General features: G+C 64.8%; 17 protein-coding genes. 9 read left to right on the plus strand and 8 right to left on the minus strand.

The genetic code is table 11. The features are described 5' to 3' along the window. Positions 1-40: 40 nt before the first annotated feature. Positions 41-1,666 (minus strand): MFS transporter, encoded by a 1,626-nt coding sequence (locus tag RAD16_RS01825; RefSeq protein ID WP_458156173.1) that lies wholly within the window; start codon positions 1,664-1,666, stop codon positions 41-43. A gap of 331 nt (positions 1,667-1,997) precedes the next feature. On the opposite strand from RAD16_RS01825, the gene RAD16_RS01830 reads away from it, so the two are divergent. Then, entirely contained in the window at positions 1,998-2,669 is a 672-nt protein-coding gene (locus RAD16_RS01830) for a response regulator transcription factor (protein ID WP_326903431.1), read from the plus strand. Positions 2,670-2,872: 203 nt separating this feature from the next. Here the strand turns inward: RAD16_RS01830 and RAD16_RS01835 are convergent, their stop codons facing one another. Next, positions 2,873-5,713 (minus strand): ATP-binding protein, encoded by a 2,841-nt coding sequence (locus RAD16_RS01835; protein WP_458156174.1) that lies wholly within the window; start codon positions 5,711-5,713, stop codon positions 2,873-2,875. Positions 5,714-5,887: 174 nt separating this feature from the next. Between RAD16_RS01835 and RAD16_RS01840 the strand changes: the two genes are divergently transcribed. From RAD16_RS01840 to RAD16_RS01855, 4 genes are all read left to right on the plus strand, one after another. Beyond that, positions 5,888-6,307 (plus strand): organic hydroperoxide resistance protein, encoded by a 420-nt coding sequence (locus tag RAD16_RS01840; protein ID WP_458156175.1) that lies wholly within the window; start codon positions 5,888-5,890, stop codon positions 6,305-6,307. Between the two features lie 32 nt (positions 6,308-6,339). Then, positions 6,340-7,368 (plus strand): alpha/beta fold hydrolase, encoded by a 1,029-nt coding sequence (locus tag RAD16_RS01845; protein ID WP_458156176.1) that lies wholly within the window; start codon positions 6,340-6,342, stop codon positions 7,366-7,368. Positions 7,369-7,437: 69 nt separating this feature from the next. Then, a complete protein-coding gene (locus tag RAD16_RS01850; RefSeq protein WP_458156177.1) occupies positions 7,438-8,001 on the plus strand; it encodes a cytochrome P460 family protein in 564 nt (187 codons plus the stop codon). 18 nt (positions 8,002-8,019) lie between these two features. Then, positions 8,020-8,841: an SDR family NAD(P)-dependent oxidoreductase gene (locus RAD16_RS01855; protein WP_458156178.1), complete on the plus strand. Its 822-nt coding sequence runs from the start codon at positions 8,020-8,022 to the stop codon at positions 8,839-8,841. Positions 8,842-8,850: 9 nt separating this feature from the next. Here the strand turns inward: RAD16_RS01855 and RAD16_RS01860 are convergent, their stop codons facing one another. From RAD16_RS01860 to RAD16_RS01870, 3 genes are all read right to left on the minus strand, one after another. Further along, on the minus strand, positions 8,851-12,360 hold the full coding sequence (locus RAD16_RS01860; RefSeq protein ID WP_458156179.1) for a PAS domain-containing hybrid sensor histidine kinase/response regulator: 3,510 nt from the start codon (positions 12,358-12,360) through the stop codon (positions 8,851-8,853). A 298-nt stretch (positions 12,361-12,658) separates the two neighbouring features. Further along, positions 12,659-13,888 carry a 5-aminolevulinate synthase gene (gene hemA, locus RAD16_RS01865; protein WP_458156180.1) on the minus strand — a complete coding sequence of 410 codons (1,230 nt, stop codon included), beginning with the start codon at positions 13,886-13,888 and terminating at the stop codon, positions 12,659-12,661. Positions 13,889-14,095: 207 nt separating this feature from the next. Beyond that, positions 14,096-14,821, minus strand: coding sequence for a GntR family transcriptional regulator (locus RAD16_RS01870; RefSeq protein ID WP_458156181.1), 726 nt, complete (start codon positions 14,819-14,821; stop codon positions 14,096-14,098). 159 nt (positions 14,822-14,980) lie between these two features. On the opposite strand from RAD16_RS01870, the gene RAD16_RS01875 reads away from it, so the two are divergent. The 4 genes from RAD16_RS01875 (at position 14,981) to aroQ (ending at position 18,369) form a co-directional block, all read left to right on the plus strand. Then, positions 14,981-16,009 carry a TRAP transporter substrate-binding protein gene (locus RAD16_RS01875; RefSeq protein ID WP_458156182.1) on the plus strand — a complete coding sequence of 343 codons (1,029 nt, stop codon included), beginning with the start codon at positions 14,981-14,983 and terminating at the stop codon, positions 16,007-16,009. Between the two features lie 28 nt (positions 16,010-16,037). After that, positions 16,038-16,586, plus strand: coding sequence for a TRAP transporter small permease (locus RAD16_RS01880; RefSeq protein WP_458156183.1), 549 nt, complete (start codon positions 16,038-16,040; stop codon positions 16,584-16,586). Further along, complete coding sequence (locus RAD16_RS01885) at positions 16,583-17,863, plus strand: TRAP transporter large permease subunit (protein ID WP_458156184.1); 1,281 nt, start codon at positions 16,583-16,585, stop codon at positions 17,861-17,863. Before RAD16_RS01880 ends, RAD16_RS01885 begins: the two co-directional genes overlap by 4 nt. Before the next feature lie 74 nt (positions 17,864-17,937). Then, positions 17,938-18,369, plus strand: a complete 432-nt coding sequence (aroQ, locus tag RAD16_RS01890; RefSeq protein ID WP_458156185.1) for a type II 3-dehydroquinate dehydratase — start codon at positions 17,938-17,940, stop codon at positions 18,367-18,369. A gap of 182 nt (positions 18,370-18,551) precedes the next feature. Here aroQ and RAD16_RS01895 read toward each other — a convergent pair whose 3' ends face one another. The 3 genes from RAD16_RS01895 to RAD16_RS01905 all read right to left on the minus strand — a co-directional run bounded on the left by RAD16_RS01895 (position 18,552) and on the right by RAD16_RS01905 (position 22,854). After that, positions 18,552-19,613, minus strand: a complete 1,062-nt coding sequence (locus RAD16_RS01895; RefSeq protein ID WP_458156186.1) for an MBL fold metallo-hydrolase — start codon at positions 19,611-19,613, stop codon at positions 18,552-18,554. 196 nt (positions 19,614-19,809) lie between these two features. Next, positions 19,810-21,963 carry a methyl-accepting chemotaxis protein gene (locus RAD16_RS01900; protein ID WP_458156187.1) on the minus strand — a complete coding sequence of 718 codons (2,154 nt, stop codon included), beginning with the start codon at positions 21,961-21,963 and terminating at the stop codon, positions 19,810-19,812. A gap of 165 nt (positions 21,964-22,128) precedes the next feature. Continuing rightward, positions 22,129-22,854, minus strand: a complete 726-nt coding sequence (locus tag RAD16_RS01905; protein WP_458156188.1) for an outer membrane protein — start codon at positions 22,852-22,854, stop codon at positions 22,129-22,131. Positions 22,855-23,016 lie beyond the last annotated feature (162 nt).

Genomic DNA, 23,016 nt, shown 5'->3' on the forward strand with positions numbered 1-23,016 from the left:
GTTTTGCGTGGACCGGCGACGCGCGCCGGCCGCTTCATCCTCAGGTCGACGTAATATCGACGTCCTTGGTTTCCGGCAGGAACAGGAAGCCGACCACCGCGGTAATCACCGCGAACGTGATCGGATACCAGAGGCCTGCATAGATATCGCCGGTGGAAGCCACGATCGCGAAGGCGGTCGCGGGCAACAGACCGCCGAACCAGCCGTTGCCGATATGGTAGGGCAGCGACATCGAGGTGTAGCGGATCTTGGTCGGAAACAGTTCGACCAGCATCGCCGCGATCGGCCCGTAGACCATGGTGACGAAGATCACCAGGATGAACAGAAGGCCGATGATCGCCATCACCTGCGGGCGGAAGATGTCGAACGGGTTGGACATCTTCACGATGCCGGGGTCACCCGCCTTGGGATAGCCCGCCGCCGCGATCGCCGCAGTGATCGCCGGATTGCCCGCCTTCGCGTCCGCGTAGGGCACTTCCTTGCCGTTGACCATCACTTTCACGCCGGAGCCGGCCGGACCCGAGGTCGTCGAATACCTGACCGACGAGGCGGACAGGAAGGCGCGTGCGGTGTCGCAGGGCGCGGTGAAGACGCGGGTGCCGACCGGGTTGAAGAGGTCGCCGCAGCCTGCGGGATCCGCCACCACCTCGACCTTGGTCGCCTCGATCGCCTTCTCCAGCGCCGGGTTGGCGTTGGTGGTGATCATGCGGAAGATCGGGAAGAAGGTCAGCGCCGCGATCAGGCAGCCGCCGAGAATGATCGGCTTGCGGCCGATCTTGTCGGACAGCGCGCCGAATACGACGAAGAAGCCCGTGCCGAGCAGCAGCGACCAGGCGATCAGGAGGTTGGCGGTATAGCCGTCGACCTTGAGGATCGATTGCAGGAAGAACAGCGCGTAGAACTGGCCGGTGTACCAGACCACGCCCTGCCCCATGGTGCCGCCGAGCAGCGCCAGGAGAACGAGCTTGCCGTTCTGCCAGTTGGCGAAAGCTTCCGTCAGCGGGGCCTTCGAGCTCTTTCCCTCGTCCTTCATCTTCTGGAAGATCGGCGATTCATTGAGGCGCAGGCGGATCCACACCGACACGCCGAGCAGCAGCACCGAGACGAGGAACGGGATGCGCCAGCCCCAGGCCGCGAAGTCCGCCTCGCCGGTCGCGGTGCGGGTGAACAGGATCACCAGGAGCGACAGGAACAGGCCAAGCGTGGCCGTGGTCTGGATGAAGGAGGTATAGTAACCGCGCTTGCCGTGCGGGGCATGCTCGGCGACGTAGGTCGCGGCACCACCATATTCACCGCCGAGCGCGAGGCCCTGCAACAGGCGCAGCGCGATCAGGATCACCGGAGCGGCGAAGCCGATGGTCGCGGCGCTCGGCAACAGGCCGACGATGAAGGTCGAAAGACCCATGATCAGGATGGTGACGAGGAAGGTGTATTTGCGGCCGACGATGTCGCCGACACGGCCGAACACGATGGCGCCGAAGGGGCGCACCAGGAAGCCCGCGGCGAATGCCAGCAGCGCGAAGATGTCGCGCGTGGCCGGCGGATAGGCAGAGAAGAATTGCGCGCCGATGATGCTCGCCAGCGAACCATAGAGGTAGAAGTCGTACCACTCGAAAACGGTACCGAGCGAAGAGGCGAGAATGACGAAACGTTCGTCCTTCGTCATCCCTCCCGCGCGTCCTTGAGACACTGCCATCGTCGACATATCGCGTTTGCTCCCCGAAATGCGTTTTCCTCACTCCCAGGCACCGGACGCGCCGGATCGCCATGAGTCTTGCCCCAAGGTAACATCGGCGTGAAACCTGCCCCAATACGACTTTCGGCCTTTCGCACTGACACGCAACTGACGGTGGTGCAGCACCGCGCCACGGCATGCGGATTAACCCCTTTCCCGCAAAGGAATAATGTGCCCTTGCATGCCACGGCCGGTCGGGGAAGAATTGACCATTGCGCCGGTCCGGACTACTGGCCGGGTGACGAACGACAGCAAGAGATCGATGAACGCTCCTTCCACCCATCTCGTCATTGCCGATGATCATCCCCTGTTCCGCGATGCGTTGCGGCAGGCGGTGGCTGGCGTCCTGACCTCGGCCAGGATCGACGAGGCCGGATCGTTCGAGGATCTGACCAAGCTGTTGGAACAGACCTCCGACGTCGACCTAGTTCTGCTCGATCTCTCGATGCCCGGGATCTCGGGCTTTTCCGGCCTGATCTATCTGCGCGCGCAATATCCGGCGATCCCGGTGGTGATCGTCTCCGCCTCCGACGACAGCGCCACGATCCGCCGCTCGCTCGATTTCGGCGCCTCCGGCTTCATCCCGAAGCGCTTCGGCGTCGAGACGCTGCGCGATGCCATCCTCAAGGTGATGGAGGGCGACGTCTGGGTTCCCGCCGACACCGACCTGTCGGCCGCCGCCGATCCCGACATGACGCGCCTGCGCGACCGCCTGGTGACGCTGACGCCCCAGCAGGTGCGGGTGCTGATGATGCTGTCCGAGGGGCTGCTCAACAAGCAGATCGCCTACGAGCTCGGCGTCTCCGAAGCCACCATCAAGGCGCATGTCTCGGCGATCCTGCAAAAGCTCGGCGTCGAGAGCCGCACCCAGGCGGTGATCGCCGCTGCGAGGATCGCCGGCGGCCAGTGGAAGCAGGGCACCCCGACGGGGTAGTTCTTTCGCCACAAGCAGACCCGTCATCCTGAGGTGCTCGCGAAGCGAGCCTCGAAGGATGAATGGCCCGGCTGCACCTTTGGCCGTTCATCCTTCGAGGCTCGCCTGCAGCGCTCCGCGCTGCCTGCTCGCACCTCCAGCGATAACGGCTTCGCCGTTACGCCGGGATGACGGAGCTAGATACGGCGCAATTGGTCGCGTTTTTATAATGACTGCAGCAATCCGTTGGTGACCCGGATGTCCGCCGTCTCTGAATCCTCTGCGAAACCTTCAAGCGCCGCCTGGAGCAACAGATTCGCGTCCTCGCGGTCACCCCGTTCGGCAAGTAGCTGCGCCAGATCGATCGCCGCCCGCAGCTCCCAGGCTTTCGCGCCGTTGTCGCGGCTGAGTTCCAGCGACTGCATGAGACAGGTCTCGGCTTCCGCAGCGTTCGGTGCCGACAGCGACAACAAGACCCTGGCCTTCATGCGCAGCAGTTCGGGCATGTAGAGATGGTCGCCGCTCTGATCGACGAGGTGGATGGCTTCGTCGATCAGGCGTGCGCCTTGCTCGACCTGCCCGAGCGCCAGAAGGCCATGAACCAGCGCGATGTTGAATGTCGTGGTGAGCAGCTCGTAGCCGGCGTCGTGAAGCTCGCGCAGGCAGGCCCGTATCGTCTCGACACCGCCCGCGGCGTCGCCGCGCCGGATCGCGAGCTCGCCTTTGACGCCGCGGCCGGCTGCGAGATAGGGGCCCATCGAGTGTAAATCGGCATGGGCGATGAAACGGTCGATGTTCGCTTCCGCGCCGTCGAGCTCACCGCTCCAGAGATCGATCGACACCAGCCAGATCAGCGCGATGCAGAGCGTGATCGGATGATCCATCTGCGCGGCCTCGGCGACCGTCTGCAGCGCCAGTCGTTGCGCATCCGCAGGCCGGCCCTGCAACCATAGCTCTCGCGCAAGCGAGATGCCGGCGCGGTTGCGGTGGTCGAAGCCGTACACCGTGCTGATGCGCTCAGTGCCCGGGCCCTTCCATGCAGCCTCCAGCATGGTCAGCGCGTCGCGGTGTTCGCCGGCCAGATGCAGGGAGACACCGAGCAGCGAATGGGCGAGGGCGACGGAGGCGCCATCGCCGAGCTTTTCGGCGACAGCGAGGCTCTGCCGCGCATAGCCGAGCGCAGCGTCGAACTGCCCCATCCGCTCGTGGAAGATATGCATGCGGCCGAGCAGCTGGAGCTGGTTCGGTGCGTCGTCGCGCGCCTCGGCGATCGCAAGGCTCCTGCGCAGTGCGGCGAGCGCCGCCTCGCTGCCGCCGCGTGTGAACATCAAGGTCAGTCCGAGCGCTGCCTGGATGTGCATTTCCTCGGCGCCACCGCCCGAGGATGGATCGATCGCAAGCAGCGCCCGTTCCGACCAGCGCCGGCATTCGATGAGCAGGGACATCGCGAGGAAGATCGGCACGGCTGCCGCGGCGAGCGCGATGCCGATGCCCGCATCGCCGTTCGCGCCAAAGCACCAATCCAGCGCGGCGCGCACATTGTGGAGCGCGGAGAAATGGATCGCGCGCTCGTCGGCGCTCGGGACCGCTGCCCATGTCGTACCGGCCTGCTCCAGCCAGCGTCGGTAATAGGTCGCGTGGCGGGCGGCGAGTGCCGCGTCATCGGGCTCGATCTCGAGCAGATAAGCGCGTGTCGTGTCGAGCAGACGGTAGCGCATCATGGCGCCGATGGGGCGCGGAGCGACCATCGACTTGGCGACGAGGCTGTCGATGGCGTCGAACAGCCGGGCGCGGTCGACCCGCTCGTCCGGCACGATGTCGAGCGCGGCGTCGATGGTGAAATGGCCGGCGAAGACCGCAAGCCGGCGCAGCACGAGGCGCTCGGTGTCGGACAAGAGCCCGTAACTCCAGTCCAGCGTCGCCTGCAATGTCTTCTGCCGCGGCGGCGCGGTGCGCTGGCCTTGCCAGAGCAGATTGAGGCGCTCGTCGAGCAGCGCCGCGGTCTGCTCTAGGCCGTAGGCTTCGACCCGCCCGGCGGCGAGCTCGATTGCCAGCGCCATGCCGTCGAGCTGACGGCAGATTCCCGCGACTATTGACGCATTGCGATCGTCGAGCGCGATCTGCGCGCCACTGGCTTTGGCGCGTTCGACGAAGAGCTGAAGCGCGGGATAGGCCTGTGCGGCAACCGCCGTCAGTCTGGGATCGTCGGGTGGAACGGCAAGCGGCGCCAGCCGATAGACCTGCTCGCCCTCGACGCGCAGCGGTTCCCGGCTCGTGGCGAGGATATGGACGTGCGGCGCGGCGTGGAAGATCTCCGCTGCCAGTGGCGCCGCCGCGGCGATGACATGCTCGCAATTGTCGAGGATCAGCAGCATGCGCTTGTCGCCCAGATGCGCGAGCAGCGCGGGCAGCCGATCGTCGGTCTGCGCCGGCAGGCCCAGCATCAGCAGGATCGACGTGATCACGAGATCGGGATCGCTGAGCGCGGCTAGGTCCACGAAATGTGAGGCATCGGCGAAGGTATCGAGCAGATCGTGCGCGATCGCGACCGCAACGGCGGTCTTGCCGACGCCGCCGGGGCCGGCGATCGTGACGAAGCGCGAGGACATGAGCCTGTCGGACACGGCGGCGATCGCATCGTCACGTCCGACCATGCGTTGCAGGCGGTTAGGTAGTTTTACGGGCGGCAGGTTCGCTCGCGGTGCAGGGTGCGGCTCCGCTGCGACATTCGCGCGCGAGATCGGCGCGACAAAGCAATAACCCCGGCCGGAGAGCGTGGTGATGTAGCGGGCGCCGTCCTTGCCGTCGCCGAGAGCCTTGCGAAGCGCTGCGACGTGAAAGCGCAGATTGGCTTCCTCGACGGCCATGCCGGGCCAGACCTGCGCCATCAGGTCCCATTTGCTGACGACCTCGTTCGGTCGCGACATCAGCGCGATCAGCGTATCGAAGCTCTTGGCACCCATCGGCAGCGCGACGCCGTCGCGCGTCACGAGCCGCTCATGTGGCGTCACGGTGAATGGCCCGAACGACAATGTCGCTGCCGCGGGCGCGGCCAGTTCAGTCATCGCGAAATCTTGCTCATTTGGAACACCGGATAGCGAGCGCGCAGCAATCCGGCAAGGCCGGCTTTGCAGGGCTCGTGACCGGGTTCCCTGGCGGTCTCACAACTTCTCACAAGTCCCAACGGGTGTCCGGCGGAGGCGGCTGATAGTCAGTCGCGTGACGGCAAGGAGACTTTCATGACGCAAGCGGCAAAACTGCTCTACACGGCGAAGACCCACACCAGCGGCGGACGACACGACGGCATATCGCGCAGCTCCGACGGCCGCCTCGATGTCAAATTGTCGCCGCCGGGCGGCGCAGGCATCGGCACCAACCCCGAGCAATTGTTCGCGGCCGGCTGGTCGACATGTTTCGAAGGCGCGATGGAGATCGCCGCGCGCAAGCGGAAGATCGTGCTTCCAAGAAAAAGTGCGATCGATGCGGAAATCGACCTTCTCCTCGATGATGGAGCTTACGCCTTGCGGGCGCGCCTCAATGTCAGCCTGCCGGGCCTCGATCGCGAGGTCGCGCGCGGCATCGTCGATGAGGCGCACCAGACCTGTCCTTATTCCAAGGCCGTGCGCGGCAACATCGACGTCACGGTCGAACTGATCTGACCATCACCAATCATCAACAAGGCAGCACCACCATGAAGCAGCTCCTCGACCAGCATCGTCGCAAGTTCTTTGGCGTCGCCGCAGGGACCGTCGTCGCCGGTCTCGGCGTGATCGACCTGGTCCGCGCCGAAACGGATGCGCCGCGATCCCAGGCATCGAACGCATCCTTCGGTCCGATCAAGCAGATCGATGCCGGTGTCCTCAACGTCGGCTATGCCGAGGCCGGTCCGTCGAACGGTCCCGTCGCGATCCTGCTGCACGGCTGGCCCTACGACATTCACGCCTTCGTCGACGTCGCGCCGATCCTGGCGAAGGCCGGCTATCGCGCCATCATCCCATATCTGCGCGGCTACGGTTCGACGCAGTTCCTCTCCGGCGAGACGCCACGCAACGGCGAGCCTGCGGCCATGGCCGTCGACATTATTGCGCTGATGGACAAGCTCGACATCAAGAAGGCGGTCATCGCCGGCTTCGACTGGGGCGCGCGCACCGCCGACATCATCGCCGCGCTGTGGCCGGATCGCTGCCGCGCGCTGGTGTCGGTCAGCGGCTATCTGATCTCCAGCCAGGCTGCGGGAAGCGCGCCGCTGCCGCCCTCGGCCGAGCTGCAATGGTGGTACCAGTTCTACTTCGCCACCGAGCGCGGCCGCGCCGGATACGAGAAGTACACGCATGATTTCGCGAAGCTGATCTGGAAGCTGGCTTCGCCGCAATGGAAGTTCGACGACGCCACTTTCAACCGGAGCGCGGCGGCGCTGGACAACAAGGATCATGTCGCGATCACGATCCACAATTACCGCTGGCGGCTCGGGCTTGCCCAGGGCGAGGCGAAGTACGAAGAGCTCGAGAAGAAACTCGCGGCAGGTCCCGTCATCGAAGTGCCGACGATCACGATGGAAGGCGACGCCAACGGCGCGCCGCATCCCGATCCGAGTGCCTATGCGAAGAAGTTCGGAGGCCGGTATGACTTCCGCCTGATCACCGGCGGCATCGGCCACAATCTGCCGCAGGAAGCGCCGCAAGCCTTTGCCAAGGCCGTCCTCGACGCCGACGGCGCATGATTCATTCAATGTCCCGGTCCAGCGCGGCTGGGCCGGGCTCATTTTGCGATTCCAGCTTGAAGATGCGTCATGACGACAATCGAATCCGAAAAGAACAAGCGTAGCTATGCGACGGCGATCACCTTGGCCGTGCTGCTCCTCGTCGTTCTCCTGACCTGCGTGCCTTACCTCGTCTCGATCGCCCTTGCCGAGGGGCCGGCGCAGAGCAATACGGCAGAGGCGTCACCGATCTTCGGCGTCACGATTCCCGAGGGCTATAAGCAGTGGGAGCTGGTCGCGCCGGCCGAAGAGGCCGCGCCGCTCGACGAGCTGCGCGCCGTGGTCGGCAACCAGACCGCAATCGATGCCTATCAGGCCGGAAAGCTGCCGTTCCCCGACGGCACCATTCTGGTCAAGCGCGCCTGGAAGCGGAAACAGTCGCCGGAGTTCGCGTCCGCGACGATTCCCGGTGCCGCGACGACGGTGCAGGTGATGGTCAAGGATTCCAAGAAGTACGCCTCGACCGGCGGCTGGGGCTTTGGCCGCTTCGTCAATGGCAAGCCGGTCGACGAGGCCCAGCACCGCACCTGCTGGGGCTGTCACGAAGCGCGCGCCAAGAGCCGCGACTACGTCTTCACCCGGCTTGCGCCTTGAGACCTTGCAGAGGCTGACATGAAGACCTGGTTCATCAGCGGCAGCTCTCGCGGGCTCGGGCGTGCCATCACGGAGGCCGCTCTTGCAGCGGGAGACCAGGTGGTTGCCACGGCCCGGGATCTCGCGTCGCTCGCACCGCTGCGTGAACGCTTCGGTGAAAGACTGCAGCTCGCAAAGCTCGACGTCACCGATGAGGGCGCCGCGCAAGCCGCCATCGACCTCGCCGTGACGGCGTTTGGCGGCATCGATGTGGTCGTGAACAACGCCGGCTATGGCGATCTCGGATCGGTCGAGGACATGAGCCTGGACTCGTTCCGGCGGCAGATCGAGGCCAATTTGATCGGCACCATCATCGTCACCAAGGCGGCGATCCCCGTGCTGCGCCGGCAGCGCCGCGGACATATCGTGCAGCTCTCGTCTGTCGGCGGCCGGATCGGCGCGCCGGCCCGCGCGGCTTATTCGGCCGCGAAATGGGGAGTTGAAGGCTTTTCGGAGTCGCTTGCACGCGAGATGGCGCTGATCGGCGTGCATGTGACGATCGTCGAGCCCGGCGGCTTCCGGACGGGGTTTGCCCAGGCCGCGCATGCGACCGACGAGGGGCGCGCCGAGTACGACGCCGTCGTTGGCGCCGCCGTCAGGATGCAGCGAGATTATGACGGCCGTCAGCCCGGCGATCCTGCCAAGGCCGCCGCCGTCGTGTTGAAGCTTGTCGCGATGGATCGCCCGCCCTTACGGATTGCGCTCGGCAGCGACGCCGTGAACGCGATCGCAGCGACGGACCGGCAACGTCTCGAAGAGTTGGAGCGGTGGCGCTCGCTCAGCGTCTCGACCGACTACTGACCGTGCGTCCTACTCCGCCGCAACCATCTGCTGCGTGCGCCACTGCCCGAGCAGCGCGCGCAACGAGGCCGGCTTCACCGGCTTGTTGAGCACTGCGATCTTCTCGTCGCGTGCAGCGACCTGGACGGCGGGGCTGCGGTCCGCGGTGATCAGGATCGCCGGGATGGTGTCGCCAAAGCGGCGGCGGATATCGCGGATGGCGGCGATGCCGTTGCCGCGGTCGAGGTGATAGTCGACCAGGAGGCCGGTGACGCGCTTGCCGGCCGCCTCGATCGCGGCGATCGCGCCTTCGGGATCGGCGACCGCGATCACTTCGGCATCCCAGGCCTTCAAGAGCGTGCGCATGCCGTCGAGGATGGCCGCATCGTTCTCGATGCAGACGATCAAGGCGCCGGCGATGGGCGTGCGCGCCAGCGGCGTCGCGCTTGTGACGGCGGCGGTGAGGGTGATCGCCTTTGCCGTCGGCACCGTCACGGAGAATACCGAGCCGCCGCTCTTGTTGCCGTCGATGGCGATGCCGTGCTTGAGCACGCGCGCCAGACGTTCGACGATCGACAGGCCGAGACCGAGGCCGCGCGCGATCCGCGCGCCCTGCTCGAGCCGGTGGAATTCCTTGAAGATCTCGCCGCGCTTGACCTGTGGGATGCCGACGCCGGTGTCGTAGACGCAGATCTTGAGCGAGGGGCCCTGGCGGCGGCAGCCGACCAGCACGCGGCCGCGCGGAGTGTATTTGATCGCGTTGGAGATCAGGTTCTGGAGCAGCCGCCGCAACAGCAGCCGGTCGGACTCGACCGGCAGCGAGCAGGGCACGAAGGTGAGGTCGAGGCCCTTGGCGCGCGCGATCGGCGCGAACTCGATCTCCAGCGAGCGCATCAGATCGGCCATCTTGAAGCTCGAGATCGAGGTTGCCATTGCGCCGGCGTCGAGCCTCGAGATATCCAGCAGCGCGCCGAGGATCTCTTCGATCGCCTGCAGCGACTCGTCGATGTTCTCGACCAGGCGCGTCTCCTCGCCATTGTGCTGGCGTTCGACGAGGCTCGTGACATAGAGCCGTGCCGCGTTCAGCGGCTGAAGGATGTCGTGGCTGGCGGCCGCGAGGAAGCGCGTCTTGGAGATGCTGGCGTCTTCCGCCGTGCTCTTGGCCTGCGCCAGCTCGGAATTGAGCCGCGTCAGCTCCTCGGTGCGGTCGCGCACGCGCTTTTCCAGGGTCGCGTTGGCGCGCTCCAGCGCTTCCGCCGCCTCGAATGTGGGCGTGACGTCGGTGAAGGTGATGACGAAGCCGCTGCCGGGCATGCGGTTGGTCAGCACCTCGATCACCATATGGCGGTCCGGCAGGCGTTCGAGATAGGGCTCGCTGTCGATGGTATAGGCGGCAAGCCGCCGCTCCAGCATGGCCTCGCGCTCGACGGGGTCGTCCGGGTTGCTGACATCCATGAATTCGAGGATTTCGCGCAAGGGTGTGCCGAACTGGATGAAGTGCGGCGGAACGTTGAGAAGGTCGCCGAACTGCCGGTTGGAGCAGATCAGTTGCAGATCATCGTCGAAGACGGCGATGCCCTGGCGCACATGGTTGAGCGCGGTTTGGAGGATTTCGCGGTTGAAATGCAGTGCCGCATGGGAATCGTCGAGCAGTTTCAGTGCGGCTTTCGCGGACACCGTGCGCTTGCGCAGCAGCAACGACATCACGAGGCGCGAGGATGCCGCGCCGATCGACGAGGCGATCAGGTGCTCGGCATGCTGCAACAGCTCGAAATCCGCAGGCGCGGCAGGCTCTAGCCGCACGTTGCGCCGCGCCGAGAAGGCCTCGAACGAATGCCGGGCGCGATCGGGGCCGAGATATTGCGCCACCGTGGTCTGGATATCCTGCACCGTGACGGTGGTGCGCCAGCGGCGGAAGCTCGGAGCGATCGGCGCGAGCGTGTTCGGTACGAACAGGTCGGCCTGCACCAGCTCGATGGACGACGGCCGCCGTGCCAGCGACAGCAGCACATAGGTCAGGATATTGAGCGAGAGCGACCAGATCACGCCGTGCATCAGTGGCGGCAGATCGGCGCCGAACAGCGCCTGCGGCCGCAGCGCCTCGATGCCGAACGGGCCGTGCTGGAGCAGCAGGATTCCGGCCGTCGAGGAATCCATGAAGCTCGGCACGAACAGCGTGTAGAGCCACACCACGAAGCCGACCAGCATGCCGCCGATGGCTCCGCGCGCGGTTGCGCGCCGCCACAAGAGCCCGCCGAAGAAGCTCGGTGCGAGCTGTGCGATGGCGGCAAAGGAGAGCAGGCCGATTGCCGCGAGCTGGGTGTTGCCGAGCGCGCGGTAGTAGAAATAGGCCATCACCATGATGGCGAAGATCGCGAGGCGCCGCGAGCGCAGCAGGAAATCGCTGAAATCGGCACCGCCGGTGCGTCCCTCCGGCCGCCGTTGCAGCACCAGGGGCACGACGAGGTCGTTCGAGACCATGATCGAGAGCGCGACGCATTCGACGATCACCATCGCGGTCGCCGCCGACATGCCGCCGACGAAGACGGCGACGCTGAGCAAATCCGCGCCGCCCTCCATCGGCAGCGCCAGCACATACATGTCCGGATCGGCGGTGCCGAACGGGAAGGTGACGAGGCCGGCGATCGCGATCGGGATCACGAACACATTGATGGCGACGAGGTAGAGCGGGAACAGCCAGCGCGCGCGGCTGACTTCCGCATCCGAGGAGTTCTCGACCACGCTGACATGGAATTGGCGTGGCAGCAGCATGATCGCGCACAGCGACAGCAGCGTCATGGTGAGGAAATTGCCGATCGACGGCGAGTATTCGATCGCACGCACCGCTTCCGGCGTCTTCATCGCGCGCTCGATCAATTCATGCGGCGAGAACATCCAGAAGGTGACGAAGATGCCGGCGGTGAGGAAGGCGACCAGCTTGATGATGGATTCGGTTGCGACCGCCAGCATCAGGCCGTGCTGGTGCTCGGTGGCATCGGTCTGCCGCGTTCCGAACAGCACGGCGAAGGCGGCCATCGCCAGCGTCACCATCAGTGCCATGTCGCCGAGGATCGGGATGTGGGAAAACGCCTGGTCCTCGCTCAAGATCGTTTCGAGCGAGGACGCCACCGCCTTGAGCTGGAGTGCGATGTAGGGCACCGAGCCGATGATCGCGATCAGCGCTACGGTCGCCGCCACCGCCTGGCTCTTGCCGTAGCGCGCGCCGATGAAGTCGGCGATCGAGGTGATGTTGTGGGCTTTGGCGAGCTGGATCACGCGGCGGAGCACGCCGGCGCCGAGCCCGATCATCAGGATCGGGCCGACATAGATCGCGAGGAAGTCGGTCGAGGTGCGGGTGGCGAAGCCGACCGAGCCGAAGAAGGTCCAGGAGGTGCAGTAGATCGCCATCGACAGCGGGTAGATCAGCCCGGACGCGCGCCCGTGCCCCGCCGGCGAGCGGCGGTCGCCATGGCTCGCCACCAGGAACAGGAAGCCGATATAGCCGAAGGCCGCGGCGATCACGCCCCAGTCGTGCAGCATTGCGAGCGTGCTTCTCCCTGGGCGCGCATGCGCCCGGTCTCATTTTCCCAGCAAATCTAGCGCGATGGGCGGGTCGAGGCGACAGCGAAATGCCAGGCTGAGCCGGGAACTGGGGTTGTCGTTAAGCCATGGGTGAGCTGCCTGCTCTCCCTCGCCCCGCTTGCGGGGAGAGGGTGGGGTGAGGGGGCTCTCCACGGGGACGGTGGCAGCTGGACTCGCGGAGACTCCCCTCACCCGGATCGCATCTGACGATGCGATCCGGCCTCTCCCCGCAAGCGGGGCGAGGCGAAAGAAGAACCTACTCCGCCGCCAGCGACTTCTCGCGCAGCGGCAGACCCAGGCGGTCCCACACCTGAAGCAGGGCTTCGGCGAGCTGATCGATCAGGCCGTCGTCGTGATACGGCGAGGGCGTGATGCGCAGGCGCTCGGTGCCCTTGGCCACCGTCGGATAGTTGATCGGCTGGATGTAGATGCCGTGCTCTTCGAGCAGCATATCCGAGGCTTGCTTGCATTTCTCGGCATCGCCGATGAACAGCGGCACGATATGGGTGTCGCTCGACATCACCGGAAGACCTGCGGCGTTGAGGATCGCCTTGACGCGCGCGGCGCGGTCCTGGTGGCGCTCGCGCTCCCAGCTCGAGGTCTTCAGATGCTTGATCGCGGCGGTTGCGGCCGAGCAGATCGCCGGCGGCAGCGCGGTGGTGAAGATGAAGCCCGGCGCATAGGAGCGCACGGCGTCGATGATCTGGCCGTTGGCGGCGATGTAGCCGCCGAGGCAGCCGAACGCCTTGGCGAGGGTGCCTTCGAGAATGTCGATGCGATGCATGACGCCGTCACGCTCGGCAATGCCGCCGCCGCGCGGACCATACATGCCGACGGCGTGAACTTCGTCCACATAGGTCATCGCACCGTACTTCTCGGCGAGATCGCAGATCTTGGCGAGCGGCGCGACGTCGCCGTCCATGGAATAGAGGCTCTCGCAGGCGATCAGCTTCGGCCGGCTCGGGCCGGCCGCCTTCAGCAGCGCTTCGAGATCGGCAAGATCGTTGTGGCGGAACACGACGCGCTCGCAGCCGGACTGGCGGATGCCCTCGATCATCGAATTGTGGTTGAGCTCGTCCGACAGGATCAGGCAGTTCGGAATGAGTTTTGCGATGGTCGCGATGCCGGTCTGGTTCGAGACGTAGCCCGAGGTGAACAGCAGCGCGGCTTCCTTGCCGTGGAGATCGGCCAGTTCGGCCTCGAGCTGCACCAGAGGATGATGCGTGCCGGCAATGTTGCGGGTGCCGCCTGCGCCGGTGCCGACGCGGGTCGCGGTCTCAACCATGGCGCCGACCACTTTCGGATGCTGGCCCATCCCGAGATAATCGTTGGAGCACCAGATCACGACGTCGCGCTTGCCCTTCGGCGAGTGCCACACGGCGTGCGGGAACCGGCCGGCGGTGCGCTCGAGGTCGGCGAACACGCGATAGCGCCGCTCGGAGTGAAGACGATCGAGGGCGGAATTGAAGAACTGGGCGTAATCCATCGGTGCAACCTGAGAAGGAACTGACCAAAAGGGCGCATCTTCTTAGAGCTTTTCCAGCTCTAATGTCTATGTGCTATCCCACATTTGGTCGTGAGGGGCATTTGGGCAAAATGCCCTATCGTGCGATTTGAAACTTGATCACGATCAAGTTCGCGCGAGATGTGATGTTGCTTTGCACCATCCCTCGAAGCACCGATTTTACCAGCCTCAACCGGACTTGGCCCTCTTGCGCGGCTCGGCACGCGCGTCCTTGGCGGGCTTCAACCAATCCGAATTGCGCAGGGCATGCGCGACGCAATCGTGGATGTGGGTGTGCAGCACCTTGTTCGCACCTCCAGCGTCGCGCTTGAGCGCGAGCTCCTTCAATTCGCGATGCTCGGATGCCGCCATCTCGCCGCGGAACACCACGGCGATCATCTGGTAGCGCAGATAGCGATCGTAGACCGCGGCATGCGCGTCGAGCAGCACCTTGGAGCCGCAGGCCGCGACGAGTGCGCGATGAAACTGGAAATCACACTGTTTCCAGCTCTCGGCGTCGGATCGCTCGCCCGACAGCAGCATCCGCTCCATCGCCGCGAGCTTGTGATGCGCGGAGACGATGTGCGCCTCCCAGTCGAGATCGCCAGCCGCAAATGATTTCTCGATCATGTGGCCTTCGAGCAGCTCGCGTAGCTCCGCGATCTCCTGGAATTCGGTCGCTGAAATCGGCGCCACCTCGAAGCCGCGCTGGCCCTCGGCGACGACAAAACCTTCCGAGCACAGCCGGTTCAGCGTCTCGCGCAGCGTCGAGATGCTGGTGCCGTAGGCACTGCTCATGCGCTCGAGCTTCAGCTTCTGACCCGGCGTCAGCTTGCCGAAGATCAGGTCGGTGCGGATGCGGCGGTAGGCGCTGTCGCCCACCGTCTCGGCGGTCGTGTCGGGAGAGATGTCCATGCCTCATCCTAGCGTCTTGGACGTGCGATTTGACAAATTTCGCAACTTTATCAAGCGTTTCTTGTAATATCATATGAAGCTAAAAATATAGGTTGATTTATAATTTGTCCTATAAGACCTTCGCGCCCCTAAGAACGAGATCATCAGGGGGAGGGCACGATGCCTGTTCGGTTCAAAGGTCTGGCGTGGGTGATGGCGATCGGTGCGGTCGCTTTGGCGGCGATGGGGCCGGCCTCCGCGCAGGCGATCCTGGAACGCACAATCCGCTGGGGCCACCTCAACAACACCGACCATCCCGTCAGCAAAGGCGTGCAGAAATTCACCGAGATCGTCGCGGCCAAGAGCGGCGGCAAGATCAAGGTGCGCGAATATCCGGCCAATCAGCTTGGCAGCGAGATGCAGCAGCAATCGGCGCTGCGCGCCGGCACCCAGGAGATGCAGTCGCCGGCGACGACGTCGCTGGTCGGCATCGTCAAGGACTTTGGACTGATCGATTTCCCGTTCATCGTCTCGACGCCGCAGCAGGCGGACGCCTTGCTCGACGGCCCGCTCGGCGCGGCGCTACTCGCCAAGCTGCCGGAGAAGGGCCTCGTCGGCCTCGCTTATTGGGACCTCGGTTTCCGCAACGTCACCAACAGCAAGCGTGCCATCACCAAGGGCGAAGACCTCGGCGGCATCAAGATCCGCGTGATCCCGAATCCGGTCTATCTGGAGACGTTCAACGCCTTCAACGCCAATCCGGTGCCGATGAGCTTCTCCGAGCTCTACAGCGCGCTGGAGACCGGCACGGTCGACGGTCAGGAGAACCCGTTCTCCGTGATCCTGTCGAACAAGTTCTACGAGGTGCAGAAATATCTCAGCGTCACCAACCACACCTATTCGACCAACATCATCCTGATCAGCAAGAAGTTCTGGGACGGGCTCTCGCCCGACGAGCAGAAGATCCTGCAGGACGCCGCGATCGAGGCGCGTGACTACCAGCGCAAGGTCAGCCGCGAGCAGGCCACGGCCGCGATCGACGAGCTCAAGACCAAGGGCATGGAGGTCAATGCGATCGCGCCGGCCGAGCTCGATCGCATGCGCGCCAAGACCAAGCCGATCGCGGAAAAATTCTCCGCCGACTATGACCCGGCGATCGTCAAGCTGTTCAACAGCGAGCTCGACCGCGTTCACGCGCCGAAGCCCTGAGCCGGCACGCAGGGGCGGGCCGGAAATCATGAAAACGATGGTGAACGCATATTTCTGGCTGCTCCGCGCGGTCATCGCCGTGCTGCTGGCCGCCATGGTGGTGCTGGTGTTCGGCAATGTCGTGCTGCGCTACGGCTTCAACTCCGGCATCGCCGTCTCGGAAGAGCTGTCACGCTGGCTGTTCGTCTGGATGGTGTTTCTGGGCGCCATCATCGGCATGAAGGAGCACGCGCATCTCGGCGTCGACAGCCTCGTCAAGGTGCTGTCGCCGTTTGGGCGCAAGGTCTGCTACGGCCTCAGCCACGTGCTGATGCTCTACGCTTCCATCCTGCTGACGGAAGGCTCGTGGAAGCAGACGGTGCTGAACTGGGACACGGTGGCGCCGGCCTCGGGCCTCTCGGTCGGACTGTTCTACGCTGCCGGCATCGTGTTCGGCGCCTCCTCTTGCGTGATCATCGTCTACGAGCTCTACCGGCTCGTGACCGGGCAGATCGCCGATGCCGATCTCATCGCCATCAGCGAATCCGAGGAGCTCTCGCATTCTCCTGACCTGACCAGCGGAAAGCAGCAGGCATGACCGTCGCCGTCTTCACCTTCTCCCTGCTGGGCGCCATGGCGATCGGCATGCCGATCGCGTTCGCGCTGATCATCTGCGGCATCGCGCTGATGACGTATCTGGCGATGTTCGATTCCCAGATCATCGCACAGAACGTCATCAACGGCGTCGATTCGTTTCCGCTGATGGCGGTGCCGTTCTTCATCCTCGCCGGCGAGGTCATGAACACCGGCGGGCTGGCGCGCCGCATCCTCAACTTCGCCATCGCGCTGGTCGGCCATTTCCGCGGCGGGCTCGGCTATGTCGCGATCCTCACCTCCTGCATCCTGGCCTCGCTGTCGGGTTCGGCGGTCGCGGACGCAGCGGCGCTCGGTGCGCTGCTGGTGCCGATGATGGCGGCCGCCGGTCATAATCGCGCCAGCGCGGCCGGCCTCGTCGCGGCCGGAGGGATCATCGCGCCGGTAATCCCGCCCTCGATCGGTTTCGTCATCTTCGGCGTCGCCGCCAATGTCTCGATCTCAAAGCTGTTTTTGGCCGGCATAGTGCCGGGCCTGCTGCTCGGTGCCGGCCTGTGCTTTGCCTGGTGGTGGGTGGTGCGCAAGGAGAACCCGGCCCGCCTGCCGCGCAAGAGCGTCGCCGAGATCTGGCGCGCGCTGATCGACGGTTTCTGGGCCCTGATGCTGCCGATGATCATCATCTTCGGCCTGCGCTTCGGCATCTTCACCCCGACGGAAGCGGCCGTCGTTGTCGCGGTCTATTCGCTGGTAGTGGCGATGGGCGTCTATCGCGAGCTCAAGCCCGCGCAATTGCCGGCGCTGCTGGTCTCGACTGCGCAGACCACGGCCGTGGTGATGTTTCTCGTGGCGGCCGCGCTGGTCTCGTCCTGGCTGATCACGGTCGCCGAAATCTCCGACCAGATCGTGACCCTGGTCAAGCCGTTCGCGGGCAACCAGACGCTCCTCACCATCGTCCTGATGATCATCGTCGTGATCGTCGGCACGGCGCTGGACATGACGCCGACGATCCTGATCCTGACGCCGATCCTGATGCCGATCGTCAAGCAGGCCGGCATTGACCCCGTCTATTTCGGCGTGCTCTTCATCATCAACAATGCGATCGGCCTGATCACGCCGCCGGTCGGCGTCGTGCTCAACGTCGTCTGCGGCGTCTCCCGCGTCTCGATGGACGATTTGATCCGCGGCGTCTGGCCCTTCATGATCGCTCAGCTGGCCGTGCTGGCCTTGCTGACACTGTTTCCCGTTCTCGTCACCGGCCCGGCCAAGTGGTTCGGTGGCTAGAGCATGATCCGGAAAAGTGTGCAGAGGCTTTCCGATAAGATCATGCTCAAACAAAACTTTGAAAGGACCTGTCCATGAAGCGCGTGATGATCCTCAACGGTCCCAATCTCAACATGCTCGGTATCCGCGAGCCGCACATCTACGGCACCACGACGCTCGACCAGGTCAATGCGAGCTGCGAGGAAGCCGCCGCCAAGCTCGGGCTCAAGCTCGCTTTCCACCAGTCCAACCATGAAGGTGTGCTGGTCGATCTGATCCAGTCGGCACGGCAGGATGCCGATGCGATCATCATCAATCCGGCTGGGCTTTCCTTCACCTCGGTCTCGATCATGGACGCGATCAAGACATTCGAAGGCCCGGTGCTGGAGGTCCACATCTCCAACATTCACGCCCGCGACGAGTATCACCGCCACTCCAAGATCTCGTTCGTGGCGACCGGCGTGATCTGCGGGCTCGGCCCGTTCGGCTACACAGCGGCGCTGCACGCGATTGCGAATATGAAGTGAAGGTGACGCAGCTGGGAGGGTGCGCTCCCTCGCCCTGTTCTTACGGGGAGAGGGTTGGGGTGAGGGGCTGTTTCAGCAGCGGCGGTGACAGTGGGATTCTTGGAGAGTCCCCCTCACCCGGAATCCGCGCTACGCGCGAATTCCGACCTCTCCCCGCAGGCGGGGCGAGGTGAAAAAAGAACTCACGTTGTCCTGAACTGCAGCACGCCGTCCTTGGTCTCGGCCGTCAGCCGGCCCTCGACGATCATGTAGTTGACATGCGCGACGAGCTCGCCGGCGGCAAAGCCCATCTGGTGCTCGTCCAGCACGTGCTTGTTGAACACAACAGGCACCAGGGCGCGTGAGGTCTGCGGTACCTCGCGGCAGGCTTCCGCGATCAGGCGGCAGCGCTCCTCGTGATGATCGGCGAGCTGCTTGATGCGAGTCTTCAGGCCATAGAACGGCACGCCATGGCCGGGCAGCACCAGCAAGTCATAGGGCAGGGTCGTCGTGAGGCTCGCAAGCGAGGCGAGATATTCGCCGAGCGAGTTCTGGTCGGGCTCGACCGCCCACACGCTGACGTTCGGCGAGATCTTGCTCAGCACCTGGTCGGCGGAGAGGAACAGCTTGTCGTCGGCGCAATACAGCATCACCTGGTCGAGCGCGTGGCCGCCGCCGGTGATCACCTTGAAGCGGCGCGTGCCGATCACGACCTCGTCGCCGTGCGAGATGCGGTGATAGGACGGCGGCAGCACCGACACCTGCTTGAGGTAGTCCTGGCCGCGGCCGAGCAGCTTCTCGGTGAGCGACTCGTCCATGCCGTGGCGGCGGAAGAACAGCCGCTGCGCGTTGCGGCGCTCCTCGGTGCCGCGGTTCTGATGATAGACCGACTGCAGATATTCGACCTGCGACATCACCAGCGGACAGTTGAAGCGCTCGACGATCCAGCCCGCAAGGCCGACATGGTCGGGATGCGAATGGGTGACGATCAGGCGCGTGATGTTGACGCCCTTCAGCGGCCCCTCGAACAGTTTTGTCCAGGCCTCGACCGTCTCCTCGTTGCCGAAGCCGGCATCGACCATCGCATAACCGTCGCCGTCGGCGAGCAGGTAGATGTTCACGTGGTTGAGGCGGAACGGCAGTTTCAGCCGCGCCCACATCACGCCGGGACGCACCTCCACCACCTCTTCGGGGCCCGGATGCTGTTCCCAGGGATAACGCAGGGCCTCGGCGGAGGACTGCACGGTGTCGGTTCTTGGGTTCATGCTACCGGCTTAAACCCAGTGCGGGCGGGGCGCCAGCCGAAAAAGGGGCGCTGACGCGCTTCCGCATAGCGGTCATTCCGGCCGTATTCCGTAGCCCGGATGGAGCGAAGCGAAATCCGGGGTTCGTGCCGCATGCAAGTAAGTCCCGGATTACGCTGCGCTCCATCCGGGCGACAGGCCGCGGCAGAGCGGCGGCTTACGCCGCTCGCATGTTGTTCAGAAACGCGTCGATCTCACCGCGCAGCATGTCGGCCTCGCGGCGGAGCGCGTCCGAGGCACCCAGCACTTCGGTCGCCGCAGCGCCGGCCTCGGCCGATGCCGTCGAGACGCCGACGATGTTGCTGGAGACCTCGCTGGTTCCGCCGGCGGCATGCTGGATGTTGCGGGCGATCTCGCGGGTGGCCGCGCCCTGTTCCTCGACCGCGGCAGCGATCGTGGTGGTGACGTCGTTGATCTCGCCGATGATCCGGCCGATGCCCTGGATGGCGCCGACTGCTGAGGTCGTGACCGACTGCATGCTGGCGATCTGGGTGCGAATCTCTTCCGTTGCCTTGGCGGTCTGGCTCGCAAGGCTCTTCACCTCGGATGCCACCACCGCGAATCCGCGGCCGGCCTCGCCTGCGCGCGCCGCCTCGATCGTGGCGTTGAGCGCGAGCAGATTGGTCTGCGAAGCGATGGTCTGGATCAGGTCGACGACGACGCTGATGCGGCTGGCGCTGTCGGCGAGGCTCTGCACCGTGGTGTCGGTGGCGCCGGCTTCGTCCACCGCCTTCTTGGCGATCGCGGCCGAGGTGACGACCTGCTTGCTGATCTCCTCGATCGAGGACGACAGCTGCTCGGTGCCCGACGACACCGTCTGCACGTTGACCGAGGTCTCCTCCGCGGCGGAGGCAACCGCGTTCACCAGCGCGTTGGACTGGTCGGCGGTGTTCGACATGCTCTGCGCGGTCGTCTGCATCGAATTGGCGGATTGCGCGAGATTGTCGAGCGCCGTGCGCATGGTGCTCTCGAATTCCGCGATCTTCGCCTCCATATGCGCGGCACGCTCGGCCTTGGCGATGCGGTCCTTGTCCTGCTCGCCGGCAAGCGCCCGCGCTTCGATCATGCTGTCGCGGAACACCGTCAGCGTTTCCTTCATCGCACCGATCTCGTCGTTCTGCCGGGAGCGGACGATCTCGGTGTCGAGATCGCCGGCGGAAAGCAGTTGCATGGCGCGCTGAAGCTCGCGGATGCGGCGCAGGATGTTGCGGCCGACATAGAGCCAGACGAACAGCGACGAGCCGACCAGCATCAGCGCGCCGAGCGCCAGCATCGCGGTGGTGGCGAGCGAAATCTCCTGACGCGCCTGGAACGTCGACGCGTTGGTCTCCTTTTGCACGCCGTCGACGAGCTGCTGCACGCTGATGCTGAGTCCGACATTGAGCTTGCGGGTCTCGTCCAGGATGGTCTGGCCGTAGTCGATGGAGTCGAGCTCCTTCTGGCGGATCTTGAACACGCCGGTCTTGCCCTCGCCGAAGGCAAACAGCTTCTGCACGGCGTCGCGCACGGCCTGCATCGAGGCAATCTTCGGGAGGTCTTCGAGGTTCGACTTGACGCGGTCGCGCGTCGCCTTGAATTCCTTCTCGATCACCTCCAGCATGTCGCTGTTGCTCGCCGACAGCGCCGCCATCATGTCGGCGGCCATCAGATTGCCGTTGGCGGAGACCGTCGAAATCTGCGCGACGGTGCGGGCGGCCTCGGTGGCATCGTCGGCGGAAACGTCCGCCGCGCCCAGGATCGCGTTCAGGCGCGTCTGCGCATCCAGCATCGCCGGGCCGGCCGCGCCGACGAAGGCGAGCTGGGCCTTGCGTAGCGCTTCGTATTGCTTGTCGTGCTGTGCGCCGGTCTCGAGCCGCTCGCGCGCCGCCGAGACCAGGCTCTGCGTGGCTTCGTCGATGCTCTTGGCGGTGTCGCGCAGTGCGGTCGCGATCTGCTTGTCGGCGCCGAGCTCGATGATCTCGCCAAGCTTGGCCATGGCGAGCTGCTGGATGTCCTTCACGCTCTTGGTGCGTTCGGTCAGGGCCTCTTCGGAGGGCGATGCCAGCAGGCCCGGGCCCTGCGCCGCGAGCGTTGCGCTCTGCGAGGCGAGCTGAAGGCTGGCGGAGAGACGCGGAATGTCGCGGCCGCTCAGATCCATCATGGTGCTGCCGAGATGATTGAACACGAAGCCGGCGCCGCCCGCGATCACGAGGCCCATCGCCGTGATCACCGCGAAGGCCGCGAACAGGCTGCCGCGCACACCCCATCTCGGCATCTTGAAGCGAGGCTTGAAACGGCCGAACACACGGCCAACGCCCAGACGGATCGCCATCGAAATTCCCCCACCCATGATCTTTATGTTTTCGCGGCGGAGTATCCTTTGGGCGGGTTAAAAAATCGCAAGTTGCACAATTGGTTGGCTAGTTCCGCACAGCGAAAAAAGAAAGGGCCGGCAGAGTTGCCGGCCCTCGGTCGCGATGTGGTTTTAAGAGCCCGATCAGTAACGCGCGACGGCCGAGTTGGCCCAGTTGAAGCGGTAGTTGACGCCCGCCTTGATGGTGTGGTCGTCGGTGGTGAAGTTGCCGGTGCCCGTCAGCGGGCCGCCGGTGAAGTGCGCGTCGCCGAAATTGTAATACTGATACTCGGCCTTGGCCGACCAGTTCGGGGCGAACATGTATTCGAGGCCGGCGCCGACCGTGTAGCCGTTGCGGTGATCGCCGGTGATGACGAAGGCGGTCGGCACGCCGCCGACGGTCACCTTCTCGTTGTTGTCGGAATAGGCGTAGCCGCCCTTCACGTAGAGCAGGCCCGGACCCCAGGTGTAGCCGACGCGGCCGGTGATCGAGCCGAGGCCACGCTGATCGTTGGTGTAGGCGACGCCGCCCGGGAACACCGCACCGACGCTGCCGGAGAGCCAGGAGTACTGGCCTTCGACGCCGACCAGGAAGTTCGGGTTGAACTGCCAGTCAGCACCGGCCTGCACGCCGCCGAGGAAACGGCCGTTGCCGTTGTTGCCGGTGGAGAGGCCGTTGAAATTGTTGTCGCTGGAGAACGCACCGCCGAGATGCGCACCGACGTAGAAACCGGTCCAGTTGTAGATCGGCGCGGCGTAGGCGGGCGCGGGTGCCTTGTAATAGTTGCGGTTGCCGAGATCGGCACCGATCGCCGGCGCAGCGGCGCCCAGTGCGAGCAGCGCAACGGTCGCAAACAGAATCTTCTTCATCGTCTTGAACTCCAACACTCAATGTCCCCGGCAGGCGCGCTCTCCGCGCCGCGTTGGTTTTGCAGATAGCTCGCTTTTGACGAAAATGCTGTCACATCCGTGGCACAACGACAGCCAACCTAACGTATTGGGCTGCAAATGATTTTCGTGCTTAATGCCGGC

The organism is Bradyrhizobium sp. 18BD, assembly GCF_054185225.1.